This window comes from Mycolicibacterium gadium, from assembly GCF_010728925.1.
Lineage (GTDB): Bacteria > Actinomycetota > Actinomycetes > Mycobacteriales > Mycobacteriaceae > Mycobacterium > Mycobacterium gadium.
The window spans coordinates 3,855,457-3,874,082 of the sequence record NZ_AP022608.1; the positions used below are offsets into that span (position 1 = coordinate 3,855,457).

Consider the following 18,626-nt stretch of genomic DNA (forward strand, 5'->3'; position numbering starts at 1 on the left):
CCAGGTAACCGCCATTGACCGAAATCGAGGGAATCAAACCCACCGCGTGCGGCGCGCGTGCGCCGGCCGCACCGGTTAGTAGTTTTATAGCCGTGACTGGGGATGTTGGGCCCGAGGTACCTCGGCAGTATTTGCTGTCGCGGCATGCTCCCGAGCCCAGAACGCTCATCGACATTCTCTATGAGACTGCCGGCCGTCATCCCGATTCGCCCGCCATCGACGACGGCGAAGTGCAGCTCACGTATGCCGAGCTGATCTCCGACATCGAAGACAGCGTCGAGTGGCTCGCCGCCCGCGGGATCGGGCGCGGCGACCGCGTCGGTATCCGGATGCCGTCGGGCAGCTACGCGCTGTATGTGGCGATACTCGCGACGCTGGCCAGCGGTGCCGCCTACGTTCCGGTCGACGCCGACGATCCCGACGAACGGGCGGACCTGGTGTTCACCGAGGCCAACGTCGTCGCGATCATCACCGAGGCCGGGCTGATCCGCGCGCAGGGTTCGTCGCGGGGGTGGCGCGCAGCGGCGCCGCTCGGCCGCGACGACGCCTGGATCATCTTCACGTCCGGCTCCACCGGCACCCCCAAGGGCGTAGCCGTCACACACCGAAGTGCGGCGGCGTTCGTCGACGCGGAAGCACGAATGTTCCTGCAGGACAGCCCAATCGGGCCGAAAGATCGGGTGCTCGCCGGGTTGTCGGTGGCCTTCGATGCTTCGTGTGAGGAGATGTGGTTGGCCTGGCGGCACGGCGCATGCCTGGTGCCTGCGCCGCGTTCGCTGGTGCGCAGCGGCATGGACCTGGGCCCGTGGCTGGTGTCGCGAGACATCACCGTCGTCTCCACGGTGCCGACGCTGGCGGCGCTGTGGCCCGCCGAGGCGCTCGAGGCGGTGCGCCTGTTGATCTTCGGTGGCGAGGCCTGCCCGCCGGAGCTGGCCGAGCGGCTCGCCGTCGAGGGGCGCGAGGTGTGGAACACCTACGGACCCACCGAGGCGACCGTCGTCGCATGTGCCGCGCGGCTGCGCGGTTGGGCTCCGGTGAGCATCGGGCGGCCGCTCCCGGGTTGGGACCTGGCGGTGGTCGACAAGTCGGGTATTCCGGTGGCTCTCGGCGAGGTCGGCGAACTCGTGATCGGTGGCGTCGGGCTGGCCCGGTACCTGGACCCGGAGAAGGACGCCGAGAAGTACGCGCCGATGCCCACCCTTGGATGGAGCCGCGCGTACCGCAGCGGCGACCTGGTGCGCCTCGAAGACGACGGCCTCTACTTCCAGGGGCGCGCCGACGATCAGGTCAAGGTGGGCGGCCGGCGGATCGAGCTTGGCGAGGTCGACTCCGCGCTGGTCCACCTCCCCGGCGTCAGCGGCGGCGCGGCCGCGGTGCGCCGCACCGCCAGCGGGACCCCGTTACTGGTCGGCTACATCGCGAGCGCCGAGCCCACCTTCGATCTCGCTGCCGCGCGGGCCACGCTCGCCGGGGCGTTGCCTGCCGCGCTGGTACCGCGGCTGGTGCTCGTCGACGAACTGCCGACGCGGACCTCCGGCAAGGTCGACCGCGATGCGCTGCCGTGGCCGCCACCCGGTGACCCCGAGGATGCGGACGCACCCGACCTCGGCGGCACGATGGGCTGGGTGGCGGGTCTGTGGCGCGATGTCCTGGCCGCCCCCATTGAGGGGCCCGAGGCGGACTTCTTCGCGCTCGGCGGCGGATCTTTGTCGGCCGCCCAGCTGGTGACCGCCCTACGCCAGCGCTATCCGCAGGTGACCGTGGGCGACCTCTACGACCATCCGCGCCTCGGATCGCTGACCGGGTACCTCGATGAGTTGAAATCGCCACCGCGGGTAGAGACCCGTGTGGTCGAACCGACGCCGTGGCTATCCCAAGCAGTTCAGGTTGCGCTGACCCTCCCGCTGGCCACGCTTACGGCGCTGCAGTGGGTGGTCTGGCTGGCATTGGCCAACAACATCGCCGCGGAGTTGAACCTGGTGCCGTGGACGGCGCCCATCGGCTGGTGGTGGATCCTCGCGGGCTTCCTGCTTTTCGTCACACCGCTGGGCCGGATGGGCATCGCCGTGCTGTTCGCCCGGATGCTGCTGTCGGGGCTGGAACCCGGCACCTACCGTCGAGGTGGGCCGGAGCATCTGCGGGTGTGGTTCGCCGAGCGTCTCGCGGAGGCGAGCGGTGCGGAGAACCTGGCGGGCGCGCCGTGGCTGGTGTACTACGCGCGCGCGCTCGGAAACAAGGTCGGCAAGGGGGTCGACCTGCACTCGGCTCCACCGGTGACCGGCATGCTCAAGCTCGGTCACCGCAGTTCGGTAGAACCCGAAGTCGACCTGACGGGTCACTGGATCGATGGCGACCAGTTCCACGTCGGCCGGATCAGCATCGGCAACGACGCCACGATCGGCGCCCGCACGACGCTGCACCCGGGCGCGGTCGTCGGCAAGAACGCCGATGTCGCACCGGGCTCAGGTGTCGTCGGCAAAGTCAAGAACGGTCAGTATTGGAAGGGCTCACCCGCGGTGAAGTCCGGGAAGGCCCGCCATCCGTGGCCGGATCATCGGCCACACCGGGCACCGCTGTGGGTGGCGGTCTACGGGGCGACGTCGGTGCTGCTCGGCGCGGTTCCGCTGCTGGCGCTCGCTGTCGGTCTCGCCGTGATCGGCCACGGTGTCCGCGGCACCGACACTGTGACGGCCGCCATCGCCCCCGCCGCAATGTGGACTCCTGCCGCGACCCTGGCCGCGGTGCTGACCTATGCGCTGCTGACGATCGTCGGGGTGCGACTGCTCTCCCTGTGGCTCAGCGAGGGTTATCACCCGGTGCGCAGTCGCGTCGGGTGGCAGATATGGGCCACCGAACGGCTGATGGATGCGGCGCGCAACTACCTCTTCCCCTTGTATGCCAGCCTGCTGACGCCGTGGTGGCTGCGGATACTCGGCGCGAAAGTGGGGCGTGGCACCGAGATCTCGACCGCGCTGCTGACGCCGAAGTTCACCGTGGTCGAAGACGGTGCGTTCCTGGCCGACGACACCATGGTCGCGTCGTACGAACTCGGTGGCGGCTGGATACACGTCGCGAAGGCGACCATCGGCAAGCGGGCGTTCCTCGGCAACTCCGGAATCACCCAGCCCGGCCGCAAGGTGCCCGACGACGGGTTGGTCGCGGTGCTGTCCGCTGCACCGCATAAGGCCAAGGCCGGATCGTCGTGGCTGGGCAGTCCGCCGGTACGGTTGCGGCGCAAGCCGACAGCGGCGGACACGCTGCGCACATTTCACCCGTCGGTGCGACTCAAGATCCTGCGCTCCCTGGTGGAGACGTGCCGGATCGTTCCGCTGATCGTGACGTTCGCAATCGGCGTCGCCGTGCTGCTGACGCTGCAGTGGCTGGCGGTCACTTTCGGTTGGTCGTGGGCGGCGCTGGCAGGCGGCGTCGTCATGCTGACCGCGGGTGCAATCGCGGGCGGTATCGCCGTGGTCGCGAAATGGGTTGTGGTAGGCCGTATCCGGGCCATCGAGCATCCGTTGTGGTCCGCATTCGTGTGGCGCAACGAGGTATCGGACACCTTCGTCGAGACCGTGGCGGCGCCCTGGTTCGCGCGCGCCGCCACCGGGACCCCCGTGATGAACCTGTGGCTGCGGGCGCTCGGCGCGTCGATCGGACGCGGCGTGTGGTGCGAGACGTACTGGCTGCCCGAGGCCGATCTGGTCACCCTCGGCAGGGGTTCGACGGTCAACCGCGGCTGCGTGGTCCAGACGCACCTGTTCCACGACCGCATCATGCGGATGGACACCGTTGTGCTGGAGGAGGGTGCGACGCTTGGTCCGCACTGTGTGGCGCTACCGGCCGCGCGGATCGGCGCGGGCGCGACGGTCGGCCCGGCCTCGCTGGTGATGCGCGGCGACGAGGTGCCGCCGTCGACCCGCTGGCTGGGCAATCCGATTGCACCGTGGAACCTGTTCCGTAAGAAGGGCGGTGGCAGCCCTGACCCGGCGCCCAAGAAGCCAGAAGACGCCGCAGCGTGACACGGAGCAAGAAGAAGGGAACCCTCCCCGTCATCGATCCATACATTCCGGCCAACGGCAATTTCGGTTACCGGGTATCGCGATACGAACTCGATCTGGAATACAAGGTGGCGATCAATCGGTTGACGGGCACGGCCATCATCACCGCCGCGACGCTCGCCGCCTTGCGCAGTTTCACCCTCGACCTGTCCCATGCGCTTTCGGTGACGAAGGTGACCGTGAACGGTCGGCGGCCCGCACAGTTCCGGTCGTCTCAGAACAAGCTGCACATCGGGTTGGCGGAGGCCGTGCCCGCCGGGGCGGCGATGTCGATCGTCGTGCGGTACGGCGGTTCTCCGCGGCCGATTCGCTCCCATTGGGGCGAGGTGGGTTTCGAGGAACTCACCGAAGGCGTGCTGGTGGCCGGTCAACCGAACGGCGCGGCTTCCTGGTTTCCCTGCGACGACCACCCCAGCGCGAAGGCGAGCTTCTCGATCCGGATCAGCACCGAGAGTCCGTACTACGCGCTGGCCAACGGCGAGCTGGTGTCCAAGCGGGCGCGGGCCGGAATGACGACCTGGACCTATGAGCAGGCGGAGCCGACGTCGACGTATCTCATGACGCTGCAGATCGGCGTGTACAGCAGACACCGAATGGCCAAGAACGGTGTCCCGATGCACGCCCTCCTGCCGGACCGGTTGCGGCGCAACTTCGATCAGGACTTCGCCGACCAGCCGAAGATGATGAAACTGTTCGTCAAGCTGTTCGGCCCATACCCGCTGGCGACCGGATACACCGTGGTCATCACCGATGATGACCTCGAGATACCGCTGGAGGCGCAAGGTATCTCGATCTTCGGTGCCAATCACTGCGATGGCCGGGGCAGCTCCGAGCGGCTGATTGCACATGAACTGGCCCATCAGTGGTTCGGCAATTCGGTCACCGCCCAACGGTGGCGGCACATCTGGCTGCACGAGGGCTTCGCCTGCTACGCGGAGTGGTTGTGGTCGGAACACTCGGGCGGCCGCACCGCTGACGAGTGGGCACACCACTACTACCAGCGGTTGGCGGATTCGCCCCAGGACCTGCTGCTGGCCGACCCCGGCCCGCGCGACATGTTCGACGATCGCGTGTACAAGCGCGGCGCCATCACGCTTCATGTGCTGCGCCGGCGCATCGGTGACGACAATTTCTTTGCACTGCTTCGTGATTGGACGGAACGCCACCGGCACGGCACAGCCGTCACCGACGACTTCACCGGGCTCGCCTCGAATTACACCAACGACTCCCTGCGGCCCCTGTGGGCTGCGTGGCTCTACTCCACGGAACTGCCTTCCCTGGACTTCTCCCCGTGACGGATGCGGGCACACCGGGTCCCGTCGCGCGCGCGAGCGTCGCACGGGTCGGCGTGGCGACGGCGCTGTCCGCGCTGTGCGGCTACACGGTGCTGTATCTGGCCGCCCGTGACCTCGAGCCGAGCGGGTTTGCGGTGTTCGGAGTCTTCTGGGGAGCCTTCGGACTGGTGACCGGCGCAGCGTTCGGCCTGTTGCAGGAGACGACGAGGGAGGTGCGCTCGGCCGGTTACATCGATATCGCCGATGGACCGCGGACCCACGCGATGAGGGTGGCAGCGATGGTCGGCGTGGCGGCGGCCGCGTTGATCGCGGTCAGTTCGCCGCTGTGGTCGGCGCATGTGTTCGCCGATGCGCGAATGCTGTCGATCGCGCTGCTAGCCGTCGGCCTCGCGGGTTTCTGTCTACATGCCACGCTGCTCGGCATGCTGGCGGGGCTGAACCGCTGGACGGCATACGGGTCGTTGATGGTGACCGACGCGGTGCTGCGGGTGATCGTGGCCGTCGCAACGTTTCTGGTGGGTTGGGGCCTGGTCGGATATCTGTGGGCCACGGTGGCCGGGGCGATCGCCTGGCTGATCATGTTGATCGTCTCCCCCGCCACGCGCGATGCGGCCCGGCTGTTGACGCCAGGCGGCACGGTCACGTTCCTGCGCGGCGCGTCACATTCGATCGCTGCCGCGGGGGCGAGTGCGGTTCTGGTGATGGGCTTTCCGGTCCTGCTCAAGGCGACGTCAGGTGACCTGGGTGCGACGGGTGGCGTTGTCATTCTGGCCGTGACGCTCACCCGCGCACCGTTGTTGGTACCCCTGACCGCAATGCAGGGCAATCTGATCGCGCATTTCGTCGACCAGCGCACCGAGCGCATGCAGGCGCTGATGAAACCGGTGGCCGCGGTGATCGGGCTGGGCCTGCTCGGTGTGGTGGCTGCCGGATTCTTCGGACCATGGCTGCTGCGCAACGCATTCGGCGCCGAGTACCGCGCCGACGGCGCGCTGCTGGCGTGGCTGACCGCGGCGGCGATCACGATCGCGTTGCTCACCCTGACCGGTGCCGCGACGGTGGCGGCGGCGTTGCACAGAGCGTATTCACTGGGATGGGTCTCGGCGACGGTCACATCGACGGCGTTGCTGACGCTGCCGTCGGACATCGAGACCCGCACCGTGGTCGCGCTGATGTGTGGGCCGCTCGTGGGCATCGCGGTGCACCTGAGTGCGCTGGCGCGTGCTCGCACGTCAGTCCTGCCGTGATGCACCGGTCAGCAGTGTCGTGAGCAGCTCGATCCGCTTGTCCTCGAGCTCGGGCTGCGGCAGCACCGCACGCACGATCGCCGCACCGTCGAAAGTGTTGGTCAGAATCGCCGTCAGCGCAGCAAAAGTATCCTCGGGAAACTGATCGGCACCGGGCAGTGCCCGCGCGGCCTCGTAGATGTTCGCGGCATACTCGGTCAGCACGCCTTGCAATGTCTCCCTGAGCTTTTCGTCAGTACGCGCGGCAACGAGCAGCTCGTACATCACGGTGTTGGTGGCGTTGCCTGTGACATCGCGCAGGACCGTCAGCGCGGCCTCGAGAGCCGGCTCGGTCGACGGTATCTCGGCGACGCGCTTCGAGAAGAGGCCGAGTTGGCGCCGCATCACCTCCTGCGCGGTGGCCGCCATGAAGTCGCCCACGGTGGGAAAGTGCCGGAACAGCGCGCCGTCGGAAACACCGGCGCGCCTGGCGATCACGGCCGCCGAAGCCCGCGCGTACCCCACCTCGACGATGGTGTCGATGCTGGCGTCGAGCAGTCGGGCGATGGTTTCCTCACGACGCTGCTGTTGCGTCCTTGCCATATCAGACAAGCGCTTTCGCGGGCTCGGCCGCACCGGCCCGCAGGAAGTGCCCGGACTTGACCGTCGTTCCGTAGCCCTCACAGAACTCACCGTCACGGAACACGACGGTCCCGTTGACCGCCGTCGCAACCACCGTGGCGTCGTTGCGGTTCACCATGCGGCTCAGTCCGCCGTAGAACGGGACCGTGGCCTCGTGGTACGCATTCACCGATTCGTCGAGGTGCTCAGGATCGATGACGACGAAGTCGGCACGCTCACCTTCGCGCAGGGTGCCCGCGTCGAGGCCGAACCATTCGGCGACCTCGGCGGTGAGCCGGTGCACCGCCCGCTGTGTGGACAGGAAGGGGCTACCCGCCCGCTCGGCGTCGCGGACCCGCTTGAGTAACCGCAGCGAGAAGTTGTAGAACGCCATGTTGCGCAGATGGGCGCCGGCATCGGAGAACCCCATGTGGATGGCCGGTTCGGCGGCGAGCTTGTCGAGGTACCTGGGCCGGTGATTCGCGACGATCGTCGTCCACCGCACGTTGCGCTCGCCGTTCTCGACGAGCACGTCGAGGAAGGCGTCGAGCGGATGCAGCCCGCGCTCGTCGGCGATCTGGCCGAAGCTCTTGCCGATCAGCGTCTCATCGGGGCACTCGACGATCGTGGCGTCGTGGAAGTCGCGGTGCCACAACGACGGTCCGAGCTTCTTGCGGTCGAACGACTTGCGGAACCGGCGGCGGTAGTCGGTGTCGGCCAGCAGCTCGTTGCGTTCGATCTGGTCCCGCAGATGCAGCGCCGCGGTGCCCGCACCGAACTCTTCGAAGACCGGCAGGTCGATGCCGTCGGAGTACAACTCGAACGGCACCGGCAGATGCTGGAACCGCACCAGTGAGTCGAGCACCTTGTTGAGCAGCCGGACGCCGGGCCCGAATACGTGCACTGCGCCGGTGGCGGACTTCGCGTCCGCCGAAACCAACAGGCTCATCCGCACGCCGGGCCGACGGCCGAACCCCTTGCTGCTCGTCAAAAAGAACATCAGCGCCGAGACCGGGCTCTTGGTGTTGGGCGCGCTCTGAAGGATACGGTTGCGCTTGCGCAGGACCGAGATCAGTTTGCGGCGCTCGTGCCAGGTGGCGAAGGTCGAGGGCAGCGCCCGCGAACGGAACCGGTCGCCGTCGAGTTTGTCGATGGGGGCGTCCATCCCGGACAGTCCGAGAAGGCCTGCGTCGAGCGCCTTTTCGAGCTTCACCATCATGCGGTCGAGTTCGGCAGGAGTCGGCTTCACGCCCTCGGTCGTCGCGCGGTCGAGGCCCAGCACACTGGTGCGCAGGTCCGAATGTCCGAGCATCGAAGCGATGTTCGGGCCGAGGGGCAGATCGTCGATGGCACGGACGTAGGAGGCCGGGTCGGACCACGTCTTCTTGGCTTCGAGCGCGCCGTGGACGAAGCGGCGGGGCACCGCCTCGACGCGGCTGAACAGATCGGCGGCGTCGTCGGTGTCGGCGTAGACCGTCGACAGCGAGCAGTTGCCGAGCAGCACCGTGGTGACGCCGTGGCGTACCGACTCGCGCAGGCCCGGATCGAGCAGTACCTCGGCGTCGTAGTGCGTGTGCACGTCGATGAAGCCGGGGACGATCCACTTGCCCGCGGCGTCGATGACGTCGGGGCAGCCCGTCTCGTCCAGGGGTGCGGCGGACACCTTCGCGACGATCCCGTCGCGGATGCCCAGCGATCGCACCTGCGGGGCCGCGCCGGTCCCGTCGAACCAGAGGCCGTTGCGAACGATCACGTCGAAGGTCATGCCGGCGAGCGTACAACAGAAAGTAAGTACTCACAATCTTTTTTCGGCTCTAGACTCGGCTCCAACATGACGTGGATGGTGACGGGCGGGGCGGGCTACATCGGGTCACACGTGGTCCGCGCCCTCCAAGACGCCGAGATTCCGGTGGTGGTGCTCGACGACCTTTCGACCGGGCTGGAGCAGTTCGTACCCGAATCCGTGCCGTTCGTGCGCGGCACCCTGCTGGACGGTGACCTCGTCACGCAGACGCTGCGAGACCACGGCGTCGAGGGCGTCATCCACATCGCCGGCTACAAGTACGCCGGCGTTTCCGTCCGCCGACCACTGCACACCTACGAGCAGAACGTGTCGGCGATGGTGACGCTGCTCAAGGCGATGGACGCCGAGGGCGTCAACAAGATGGTGTTCTCGTCGAGTGCGGCCACCTTCGGCACGCCGGACGTCGACATCGTCACCGAGGACACCCCGACCAGGCCGGAGTCGCCCTACGGCGAGACCAAGCTGATCGGCGAATGGCTGCTGCGCGACGCCGGGCGGGCCTCCGGTCTCGAGCACACCAGCCTGCGATATTTCAACGTGGTGGGCTCGGGTTCGACGGAACTGTTCGACGTGAGTCCGCACAACCTGTTCCCGTTGGTCTTCGACATGCTCTACCGGGGCGAGACCCCACAGATCAACGGCGACGACTATCCGACGCCGGACGGCACGTGTGTGCGCGACTACATCCACGTCTCCGATCTCGCGCTGGCTCACGTTGCCGCCGCGAAACGACTGACGGCCGGCCAGCCGGTCGAACCCGTCTACAACCTCGGCAGCGGCGACGGGACATCCGTGCGCGAGATCATGACGGCGATTCGGGAAGCGACCGGAATCGAGTTCGAACCAATCATCAAACCCCGTCGCCCCGGCGATCCGGCCCGCATCGTCGCGGCAGGCGATCTGGCCGCCCGGGACCTGGACTGGAAGATGCGGCATTCGCTCGGTGAGATGGTGGCGTCCGCGTGGGCGGCGCGCAGCCAAGCCGGCGACACATATCCGGCGTGAAAAGGATTACCGAGCAAGGCAACTGGGTCGCCCGCGCCGCTGTCGCGCTGGTCGCGGTGCAACTTGTCATTCGCGCGGTGCTCGCGTTCAGCGGCTACTTCTACTGGGACGACCTGATCCTCATCGGCCGCGCGGGCACCCAGAACCTGCTCTCGCCGGGCTACCTGTTCGACGACCACGACGGCCATGTCATGCCCGCGGCATTCTTGGTCGCCGGTGGGATCACGCGCCTGGCACCGCTGCAATGGTTCCTGCCCGCGCTGAGCCTGATCGTGCTGCAGCTGCTGGCGTCGCTGGCGCTGCTACGGGCACTGCACGTGATTCTCGGCTGGCGCCCGGTCCTGTTGGTGCCGTTGACGTTCGCACTGTTCACCCCGATGGCCGTGCCCGGCTTCGCGTGGTGGGCGTCGGCGTTGAACTCCCTTCCCATGCTGGCGGCGCTGGCGTGGGTGTGCGGCGACGCCGTGCTGCTGGTGCGCACCGGCAATCAGCGCTATGCCGTGACGGGTCTGCTGGTGTTCGTCGGCGGTCTGCTGTTCTTCGAGAAGGCCGCGGTCGTCCCGTTCGTCGCGTTCGCGGTGGCGGCGCTGCTGGCCTATGTCACCGGCACGGGGTCGCCGATGACGGTGTGGCGTCGAGGTATTCGGCTCTGGGTCTCCTCGCTGGCGGTGACGGCCGCATGGATCGCGGTGTACCTCGCCGTCGTCGACCAGAAGCGGTGGACCCTCGACTGGTCGATGACGTGGGATCTGCTGACCCGGTCGGTGACGCACGGCATCGTGCCCGGACTCGTTGGTGGACCATGGGATTGGCAGCGGTGGGCGCCCGCATCGCCGTGGGGCACGCCGCCGGTGACCCTGATGGTGCTGGGCTGGATGGTGCTGGCGGCCGTGATCACACTGACCGTCGTGCGCAAGCGTCGTATCGGCGCGGTGTGGCTGGTCGCGGTCGGGTACGCGGTGGCCTGCCAGATACCGATCTATCTGATGCGCTCGTCACAGTTCACCGCGCTGGAGTTGGCACAGACGCTGCGATACCTGCCTGATCTCGTCGTCGTGCTGGCCCTGCTGGCGGCCGTCGGGCTGTGTGCCCCCAACCGGGAGGGAACCGAGTGGCTGGACGCCTCCCGCGCTCGAACGGCCGTGATGGTTGCCACACCCATTCATGCCAGCAGCGAACGGCGACGTGATCGACCAGTCGTTGCCACAACCGCATTCATGGCCAGCAGCCGCGCCGCACAAAGGTCCAGCGCGGCGATGCTCGATCAGGAGGTCACTGGTGCTGGCGTGCGACCAGGGCCAGCCACATGCTTCGCGCTGCCGGGACGGCCCGAATTCGCCGAACCGACCTGCGCATGCTGGACAGCTCGGGCCGGCTGGTCGACGCGAAGGTCACGTGGGTGCGCAGCATCGATGCGAGGGCGCGGGTCGACCTCGGTCAGCGGGTGGTTGCCCGCTGCCCTGTCCGCTGCCCCCCAGATGGCCCGCTGGCGACTCCGGCGCCTGACGCGATGCTGACAGGTCGGAAGCCAAGTGTGCACGCGGCGCTGAACCGGTGTTCAGGCGTCCCGGGCCGCGCAGCAACAGCGTCGTGGGCGTGCCATCGCGGCGACGGTGCGCGCCTAGTCCAGCCGGATTTGCCAGTTGTCGCATGCCGGTCTGGACGTCCCCGCTGGTCTGCGCCTCCGACCCGGGCCGCTGACGTCACTACCTGGCCATACAGCTGGCTCGCCTGACCGCGGCGACGACCGACAGGGTCCTCGAGCGCGCAGGTGGTGCCGGCCGCTGCGCGTGCTTCGTCGCGCCGCGGCGGGCGGCCTCGACCATGCGCGCGTGGCTTACGGTTGGGCGCTCGCGGGACACCTCGGTTCGCACGCGTAGGTGGCCAGCGCGCCGGCCGCGTCGTCGAGCACCGCACGCTCGCGCTTCTGCCCGCCAAGATCGAGCGCACCGGTCGTGCGCACCGTCCCGCGGTGCCCTCGGCGGTGACCGGCCCCGCGGTCGAGCTCCTGGCCTCGGTTCGGCGGTCACGGTCAACGACACCGCTTCCGCCTCGGCCGCGGCGACCAGTTCCTCCGCGGCGGCATAGGCCCGCGACGGCGTCGCAGCGTCGCGCGCCAATCCCAGCGCCCGCTGACGGCGGTCACGCGCCTCCTGGTCGACGGCCAGCCGCCGCGCCCTGCCGACGTGTCCCCCGCTGACCGACGCCGCCCACCGGGCGTCATCCTCGGCCAGACCATCGTTGGAGATCAACACCTGCGCGATGGCTTCGACCGGCGGCGTCACCAGTGCCACATGTCTGCACCGGGACCTCAGCGTGATCGCGATGTCCTCGGGGTCCACCGACGGTGCGCACAGCAGGAACACCGTCGACGGCGGCGGTTCCTCGACGACCTTGAGCAGCGCGTTCGCCGCACCCTCGGTCAGCCGGTCGGCATCCTCGATCAGCACCACCTGCCAGCGTCCCGTTCCCGGCCGACGCGACGCGATCTGCACGATGGCGCGCATCTCGTCCACGCCGATCGACAGACCCTCGGGCACGATCCGGCGCACATCGGCGTGGGTGCCGGCCATCGCCGTCGAACAGGCGCGGCACTGCCCGCAGCCCGGAACGCCGTCGCCGGTGCATTGCAGGGCGGCGGCAAAGCACAGCGCGGCGATCGATCGGCCCGACCCGGGCGGCCCGGTGATCAACCACGCGTGTGTCATCGTCCCCGTCGCGGCTGCGCTGTGAGCCGAATCACCGCGCGCGGCCTGCGCGGCGGCGATCAACTCCGCTTCCACGGCGTGCTGGCCCACCAGACGCGAAAAGACACCCGTCATCGCAGATAACAGTAGTGCTGCGAAGCGACACGTCCGCCCCACAGGGCTCGTTTGCGCCTTTTCCCGTCCCCATTGACCGATACGGTTGATCGGTGACCACTGGGGCCATACCCGTCAGGCGAATCGGCGCATTCGTCCGCTGGGTCGCGCGCACACCGTGGCCGGTGTTCACCCTCGGGATGCTGCAGGCCGACATCATCGGCGCCCTGCTGGTCCTGAGCTTCCTGCGGTTCGGCCTGCCGCCCGAGGACCGCATCCAGCTGCAGGACCTGCCGGCGTTCAACCTGGCGGTGTTCCTGGGCTTCCTCTTCGTGTCGTTCACGACCGCGTCGTACCTGAGCCTGCGGCTGCTCATCCCGGTGATCCGCTGGCAACGCCGGGACACGCTGCTGACCGACAGCGACCCGGCCGTCACCGAGCTGGCGCGCGTTCGTGCGCTGAAGATGCCCTACTACCGCACGATGATCAACGTCGCGAACTGGATGCTCGGGTCGGTGGTGTTCATCGTCGCCAGCTGGCCGGTGGCCAGCAAGTCGGCGCCGGTCGTGGCCGTCGCCAGCGGCCTCGGCGCCACCGCGACGGCGATCATCGGCTATCTGCAGTCGGAGCGGGTGTTGCGGCCGGTCGCCGTGGCCGCCCTGCGCGGCGGCGTCCCCGAGAACTTTCGCGCGCCCGGCGTGATCCAGCGCCAGGTCATGACGTGGGTGCTGTCGACCGGAGTGCCCATCCTCGCGATCGTGTTGGCTCTGGTGGCCAGCAAGTTCGAGGTGCTCACCGCACCCGCCGACAAGCTGACCACGCCGATCCTGCTGCTGGCCATCGCCGCGCTGATCATCGGCCTGTTCGGCACCGTGCTGGTGGCCATGTCGATCGCCGACCCGCTGCGCCAGCTGCGCTGGGCACTGGGCGAGGTGCAGCGCGGCAACTACAACGCCCACATGCAGATCTACGACGCCAGCGAGCTGGGCCTGCTGCAGGCGGGCTTCAACGACATGGTCCGTGACCTCGCCGAGCGGCAGCGGCTGCGCGACCTGTTCGGCCGCTACGTCGGCGAGGACGTCGCCCGGCGGGCGCTGGAGCGCGGAACCGAACTCGGCGGCCAGGAGCGCGACGTCGCTGTGCTGTTCGTCGACCTCGTCGGCTCGACGCAGCTGGCGGCGACCATCCCGGCCGGCGAGGTGGTGAACCTCCTCAACGACTTCTTCCGGGTGGTCGTCGACACCGTCAACCGTCACGGCGGGTTCGTCAACAAGTTCCAGGGCGACGCGGCACTGGCCATCTTCGGCGCCCCGATCGAGCATCCGGATGCGTGTGGAGCAGCGCTGGCGGCGTCGCGCGAGCTACACGACGAAGTCATCAAGGTGCTGGGCCAGACCGAGTTCGGAATCGGGGTGTCGGCCGGCCGCGCCATCGCCGGGCACATCGGGGCGCAAGCGCGTTTCGAATACACCGTGATCGGCGACCCGGTCAACGAGGCGGCGCGGCTGACCGAATTGGCCAAGCTCGAGGCGGGTCATGTGCTCGCGTCGGCCATCGCGGTCAGCGGTGCACTCGACGCCGAAGCCCTGTGCTGGGACGTCGGCGAAATCGTCGAACTGCGCGGGCGGGTCGCCCCGACTCAGTTGGCCCGGCCGCTGAACCTGGTGACGCCGGAGGAGGCCGCCGCCGAACGCGAGCACGTCGTCGAGGAATCCCGGCCCCGTTAGGCCTTCTTGGCCGCCTTCTTGGCGGGAGCTTTTTTCTTCGCGGCCTTCTTGGTCGCTTTCTTCTTGACCGGTCCCCTGGCCCTGCGGTCGGCAAGCAACTCCGCGGCCCGCTCGTCGGTCAGCGACATCACGTCGTCACCCTTGCGCAGGCTGGCGTTGGTCTCACCGTCGGTGACGTAGGGCCCAAATCGACCATCCTTGATCACCATTGGGCTGCCGCTGGCGGGGTCATTGCCGAGCTCGCGCAGCGGCGGCGCTGAAGCCCGTTGTCCGCCACGGCGTTTCGGCTCTGAGTAGATCTTCAGGGCCTCGTCGAGTGTGATGTCGAACATCTGCTCTTCGGTGGTCAGCGACCGAGAGTCGGTGCCGCGCTTGAGATACGGCCCATAGCGGCCGTTCTGCGCCGTGATCTCCTCGTTCGTGTTCGGGTCCACACCGACCACCCGCGGCAACGACAGCAGCCGCAGCGCGTCTTCCAACGTCACCGTCTCGAGATCCATCGTGCGCAACAGCGAGCCGGTGCGCGGCTTCGGACCCGTCGGCTTCTTGGTCTTCTTCGCGCCCGACCCCGCGCCGTCGTCGGGAGGCTCCGGAGGCGCGGGCAGCACCTCGGTGACGTACGGGCCGTAGCGACCGTCCTTCGCGACGATCTCGTGTCCGGTCGCCGGGTCGACACCCAGCGAACGGCCCTCTTGCGGTGTGGAGAAGAGCTTCTCGGCGAGTTCGAGCGTCAGCTCGTCGGGCGTCAGCTCGTCCTTGAGATTGGCGCGCTGTGGCTTGAGCTCCCCAGCCTCGCCCTCATCGTCAGCCACCATGCGCTCGAGATACGGCCCGTTCTTGCCGACCCGGACATAGATCGGGCGGCCCTGGTCGTCGTCAAATAGCTTGATGGAGTTGACTTCTCGGGCATCGATACCCTCGAGATTCACGCCCACCAGTTTCTTGAGACCGCCCGAGCGCGCGATCGAGTCGGCCACTCCATGCTCGCCGCCGAAGTAGAAGTTCGTCAGCCAGTTGGTCCGCTGCTCGTGGCCCGCGGCGATCTCGTCGAGCTCATCTTCCATGGCCGCGGTGAAGCCGTAGTCGACCAGCCGTCCGAAGTGCTGTTCGAGCAGGCCGGTGACGGCGAACGCCACCCACGACGGCACCAGGGCGCTGCCCTTCTTGTGCACGTAGCCGCGGTCCTGGATCGTCTTGATGATCGAGGAATACGTCGACGGCCTACCGATGCCGAGGTCTTCCAGCGCCTTGATCAGCGACGCCTCGGTGTAGCGAGCGGGCGGCGACGTGGTGTGGCCGTCGGCGGTGAGCTCCTTGGCGTCGACGCGCTGGCCCTGCTCCAGATTCGGCAGCCGACTCTCGGCGTCGTCGGCCTCGCCGCCGGCCTGATCGTCGATGCTTTCGACGTAGGCCTTCAGGAAGCCCGCGAACGTGATGGTGCGGCCGCTGGCGCTGAACACGACCTGCAGGCCGTCCCTGGACTGTCCGGAAATGCGCAGCGAAAGCGTCGTGCCTCTGGCGTCGGCCATCTGCGACGCGACGGTGCGCTGCCAGATGAGCTCGTAGAGCCGGAACTCATCGGTGTCCAGTTGTGCGTGCAACTGTCCGGGGGTCTGGAACACGTCACCCGCGGGACGGATGGCCTCGTGCGCCTCCTGGGCGTTCTTGACCTTGCGGGTGTACTGCCGCGGCGACGGGTGCACGTACTCCTGGCCATACAGCTGGGTGGCCTGATTCCGTGCGGCGTTGATTGCCGACTGCGACAGGGTCGTCGAGTCGGTACGCATATAGGTGATGTAGCCGTTCTCGTAGAGCCGCTGCGCGATGCTCATCGTGCGCTCCGAGGAGAACCGCAGCTTGCGGCCGGCCTCCTGCTGCAGCGTCGACGTCATGAACGGCGCGTAAGGCTTACGGGTGTAAGGCTTCTGCTCGACGGACGACACCTCGAGTTGGGCGCCACGCAGTCCGGTGGCCAGCGCGCCGGCCGCGGACTCGTCGAGCACCAGCACCTCGTCGGGCTTCTTTAGCCCGCCAAGGGAGTCGAAGTCGCGGCCGGTGGCGATGCGACGACCGTCGACGGAGTTCAGCTTGGCCGTGAACGTGGGCGGTGAGGCCTCCGCGTTCGACACGCTGGCGTCGAGTTCGGCGGTCACATCCCAATAGCCCGCACTGCGGAACGCCATCCGTTCCCGCTCCCGCGAGACGATGATGCGGGTCGCGACCGATTGCACGCGGCCGGCCGACAGCTTGGGCGCGACCTTCTTCCACAGCACCGGGCTGACCTCGTAGCCGTACAGCCGGTCCAGAATGCGCCGGGTCTCCTGCGCGTCGACCAGGTCGTTGTCCAGGTCGCGGGGGTCCTCGGCGGCGGCGCGGATGGCCGGTTCGGTGATCTCGTGGAACACCATCCGCTTGACCGGGATGCGCGGTTTCAGCGTTTCCAGCAGGTGCCACGCGATGGCCTCGCCCTCGCGGTCGCCGTCAGTGGCCAGATATAGCTCGTCGACGTCCTTGAGCAGGTCTTTCAGCTCCGCGACAGTGCTCTTCTTCTCCGGGCTGATGATGTACAGCGGCTCGAAGTCGGCATCGACGTTGACTCCGAGGCGGGCCCACGACTCCGACTTGTACTTCGCGGGTACATCGGCGGCCGCCCTCGGCAGGTCGCGGATGTGCCCCCGCGACGACTCGACGATGTAATTGGAACCCAGGTAACCGGCTATTTTACGAGCCTTGGTGGGCGACTCGACTATGACGAGTCGCCGCACATTACCGTTGCGGCCGCTACTGCCGTCCCCGTCTGCCACCAGTGCCTTCGCTCCACTCTTTCTATTGCCTACAACGCCCGGTTACGCGCTCAATATGCGCCACGGCCTCGTCGGCAACTGACAATTTCGCATTCTGCGAGGGCCGACGCAAACTGACCCCCCGGTTGCGCAGCCTCAGATCCTGGGCCACTGGGCAAACGCGTCGACGTTCCCAGGTGGTTCCCCCACGTTCTCTACCAGGCGCGATAGTCGGCGGCGGCCGCTGATTCGCAGCGCTGGACGGGACCCTCTGGTTCCGATCAGAGTCGGGGCTATCCCGATTCGCATCATCGCCGACGCGAGTGGTGAATGCGTGTCAGGCGCGTGCGGGTCCAGTCCGAGGAGATAGCGGTCGGCCTCTGTGGTGCCTGCGGCGAGCGTCCAGGCCCGCAACTCCCTCGGCCCGGGTAACCACTGCGGCGGCACGGTCTTGACGGCGCCACGTGTCCAATCCGCCGCAATATCGACCAGGCGAGCATCGACGGCGGTGCGCACCAGCGGGTTGTTCTCGTCGGTGCGGGCGATCTCGGGCTCCAGGCCGGCCTCGATCATCATCTCGGCCAGCGCCTGGGCACGCCACACCTGGTCGACCACAACCGACAGGCGCGCGCCCGCACCCACCAGCACCACCTGACCCGGTGCGGCGAGTATCCCGGTCAAGTCGGCCACGGCGGGCGGCACCGACTCGGCAGAGAAGAAGGACAGCTGGCTCACGGTTCGACACTAAGCCAGGGACCGCCGCACCGGCGGATCGCCGGGCCGGGCGCCCCACAAACGAAAACACCCCCGCGGTGCTCGTTGTCGGAGCCGTGCGGGGGGTTTCCTTCAAGTGTGTCGGTTAGACGGCGCGAACGCCTGTGGCCTGCGGGCCCTTGGGGCTCTGGCCAACCTCGAACTCGACCTTCTGGTTCTCCTCAAGGGTGCGGAAGCCGCTTCCTTGAATTTCCGTGTAGTGGACGAACACGTCAGCAGAACCGTCCTCGGGAGCGATGAACCCGAAGCCCTTTTCCGCGTTGAACCACTTCACAGTTCCCTGTGGCATCTCTCGTACTTTCCTTCTCTTCTTACCGGGTGCGGTTCACCATTCCGGTGCACCGGGCCCGTTCCGACCGCCATACCTTCGTGGAGTGCTCGGAACTCGACCCGACCTACAACCCTCGCAGGAACCGCGATCGCAACGTCGATCCTGCGAGCGAAATAACGAACACAGAAGCTGCGACCGCGATCAGTCAATCACGTTCTGGGCTGCGGCGACAGTGGAGAAGCGATCGATTGGGGAACAATT

Annotated in this window: 10 protein-coding genes and 2 pseudogenes; 6 read left to right on the forward strand and 6 right to left on the reverse strand. The window is 67.7% G+C overall.

All coding sequences use genetic code 11. The features are described from left to right. Positions 1-92 precede the first annotated feature (92 nt). From G6N36_RS19045 to G6N36_RS19055, 3 genes are read left to right on the forward strand one after another with little or no spacing between them, the layout of a single operon-like run. Entirely contained in the window at positions 93-4,019 is a 3,927-nt protein-coding gene (locus G6N36_RS19045; RefSeq protein ID WP_163688463.1) for a Pls/PosA family non-ribosomal peptide synthetase, read from the forward strand. Beyond that, positions 4,016-5,353 carry a M1 family metallopeptidase gene (locus G6N36_RS19050; RefSeq protein WP_163688464.1) on the forward strand — a complete coding sequence of 446 codons (1,338 nt, stop codon included), beginning with the start codon at positions 4,016-4,018 and terminating at the stop codon, positions 5,351-5,353. Before G6N36_RS19045 ends, G6N36_RS19050 begins: the two co-directional genes overlap by 4 nt. Then, entirely contained in the window at positions 5,350-6,600 is a 1,251-nt protein-coding gene (locus tag G6N36_RS19055; RefSeq protein WP_163688465.1) for a polysaccharide biosynthesis protein, read from the forward strand. Before G6N36_RS19050 ends, G6N36_RS19055 begins: the two co-directional genes overlap by 4 nt. Here the strand turns inward: G6N36_RS19055 and G6N36_RS19060 are convergent. After that, positions 6,586-7,182, reverse strand: coding sequence for a TetR/AcrR family transcriptional regulator (locus G6N36_RS19060; RefSeq protein WP_163688466.1), 597 nt, complete (start codon positions 7,180-7,182; stop codon positions 6,586-6,588). The genes G6N36_RS19055 and G6N36_RS19060 overlap by 15 nt on opposite strands. 1 nt (position 7,183) lies before the next feature. Then, positions 7,184-8,965: an N-acyl-D-amino-acid deacylase family protein gene (locus tag G6N36_RS19065; protein WP_163688467.1), complete on the reverse strand. Its 1,782-nt coding sequence runs from the start codon at positions 8,963-8,965 to the stop codon at positions 7,184-7,186. 66 nt (positions 8,966-9,031) lie between these two features. Between G6N36_RS19065 and galE the strand changes: the two genes are divergently transcribed. Both galE and G6N36_RS19075 read left to right on the forward strand, forming a co-directional pair. Beyond that, on the forward strand, positions 9,032-10,009 hold the full coding sequence (gene galE / locus G6N36_RS19070; RefSeq protein WP_163688468.1) for a UDP-glucose 4-epimerase GalE: 978 nt from the start codon (positions 9,032-9,034) through the stop codon (positions 10,007-10,009). Beyond that, positions 10,006-11,498, forward strand: a pseudogene (locus tag G6N36_RS19075) (hypothetical protein); the annotation flags it as partial. The gene galE and the pseudogene G6N36_RS19075, both read left to right, overlap by 4 nt. Positions 11,499-12,039: 541 nt before the next feature. Here the strand turns inward: G6N36_RS19075 and G6N36_RS19080 are convergent. Next, positions 12,040-12,831 (reverse strand): annotated as a pseudogene (locus G6N36_RS19080) (DNA polymerase III subunit delta'); the annotation flags it as partial. A gap of 92 nt (positions 12,832-12,923) precedes the next feature. Between G6N36_RS19080 and G6N36_RS19085 the strand changes: the two are divergent. Continuing rightward, the gene (locus tag G6N36_RS19085; protein WP_163688469.1) at positions 12,924-14,537 is read left to right on the forward strand and encodes an adenylate/guanylate cyclase domain-containing protein; all 1,614 of its coding nucleotides are present in this window, start codon (positions 12,924-12,926) and stop codon (positions 14,535-14,537) included. Here the strand turns inward: G6N36_RS19085 and topA are convergent. From topA to G6N36_RS19100, 3 genes are all read right to left on the reverse strand, one after another. Next, entirely contained in the window at positions 14,534-17,341 is a 2,808-nt protein-coding gene (topA, locus tag G6N36_RS19090) for a type I DNA topoisomerase (protein WP_163688470.1), read from the reverse strand. The genes G6N36_RS19085 and topA overlap by 4 nt on opposite strands. A 135-nt stretch (positions 17,342-17,476) precedes the next feature. Beyond that, positions 17,477-18,055, reverse strand: coding sequence for a hypothetical protein (locus G6N36_RS19095; RefSeq protein ID WP_163688471.1), 579 nt, complete (start codon positions 18,053-18,055; stop codon positions 17,477-17,479). 124 nt (positions 18,056-18,179) lie between these two features. After that, positions 18,180-18,383, reverse strand: a complete 204-nt coding sequence (locus G6N36_RS19100; RefSeq protein ID WP_006243848.1) for a cold-shock protein — start codon at positions 18,381-18,383, stop codon at positions 18,180-18,182. Between the last annotated feature and the right edge of the window lie 243 nt (positions 18,384-18,626).

Coding starts and splice junctions, on each gene's coding strand:
- G6N36_RS19060 (WP_163688466.1), bottom strand. CDS start 7,182: ATGGCAAGGACGCAACAGCAGCGTCGTGAGGAAACCATCGCCCGACTG.
- galE (WP_163688468.1), top strand. CDS start 9,032: ATGACGTGGATGGTGACGGGCGGGGCGGGCTACATCGGGTCACACGTG.
- G6N36_RS19065 (WP_163688467.1), bottom strand. CDS start 8,965: ATGACCTTCGACGTGATCGTTCGCAACGGCCTCTGGTTCGACGGGACC.
- G6N36_RS19100 (WP_006243848.1), bottom strand. CDS start 18,383: ATGCCACAGGGAACTGTGAAGTGGTTCAACGCGGAAAAGGGCTTCGGG.